This window comes from Vibrio sp. Vb0667 (assembly GCF_033391095.1).
In genome coordinates, this window is the sequence record NZ_JAWPOL010000423.1 from 1 (window position 1) to 1025 (window position 1025).

2 protein-coding genes are annotated in these 1025 nt (G+C 49.7%); both read left to right on the forward strand.

Annotated elements, in window-relative coordinates:
• A partial coding sequence (locus R8269_RS26390; RefSeq protein WP_318223056.1) for a TenA family protein occupies positions 1 to 594 on the forward strand: 594 nt, incomplete at its 5' end.
• Positions 595 to 612: 18 nt separating this feature from the next.
• On the forward strand, positions 613 to 1025 hold a 413-nt coding region (locus tag R8269_RS26395; RefSeq protein ID WP_318223057.1), incomplete at its 3' end, for a hydroxyethylthiazole kinase.

The following is a 1025-nucleotide window of genomic DNA, read 5'->3' on the forward strand; positions in this document are numbered from 1 at the left end:
CAGCAATTAGCCAAAGGCACACTGGCTCAACCTTGTTTTCTGCATTACTTGAAACAAGATTTCTTATTCCTAAAACAGTACGCGCGAGCTTATGCGCTGGCAATCTACAAAGCACGTACGTTAGACGACATGCGCCGCGCACTACCAAGCGTACATGCGCTTTTAGATTCAGAGATTGCCCACCATGTTACCTACTGCGGTCAGTGGGGATTGACGGAATCTGATCTCGAAAACGAGCCGGAAGATTTTGGCACGGTGGCTTACACGCGCTACGTACTGGATGCGGGAATGACGGGCGACTTAGTTGACTTGTATGCCGCGCTCGCCCCTTGCTCCATCGGCTACGCCGTCATTGGTAAAATGCTGATTAAAGATGAAAACACGGTATTCGAAGGCAATCCTTACGCAAGTTGGATTAACTTGTACGGCGGTGAAGAGTTCCAATCAGGCGTGGCAAGTGGGGCCGAACACTTTAACCAGTTGCTGGCTGAAATCGACATCCACAGCCAGCGCGGTCAAAACCTGATTCAGGTATTCAAAACTGCAACGCGTATGGAAGTGGCGTTTTGGCAACAAGGTCTAAACGCACAATAAGGTTAATTGGAGAATCTCATGTTAATAGAACAAATCACTCAAGCATTAACCGCAGTGCGTCAGCAAAAGCCTTTAGTCGTGAACATTACCAACTACGTGGTGATGAACAACACGGCGAACGCTTTGTTGGCTATCGGAGCTTCGCCAATCATGGCGCATTCAAAGCAAGAAATGGCAGAAATGATGTCGTTTGCAGGCGCTTTGGTGATCAACATCGGCACCCTAGACAGCGTTTGGACGCCGCGCATGAGCTATGCCGTCGAGCAAGCCAATTCGAACGGTAAAATTGTTGTGCTCGACCCTGTCGGTTGCGGTGCAAGTTCACTGCGCACCGAAACCTCGCGCGAAATCGCCCGCCTTGCAAACAAGTTAATCATTCGTGGTAATGCGTCCGAAAGCATTGCTCTCGCTGGTGAGCAAGCACAAAGCAA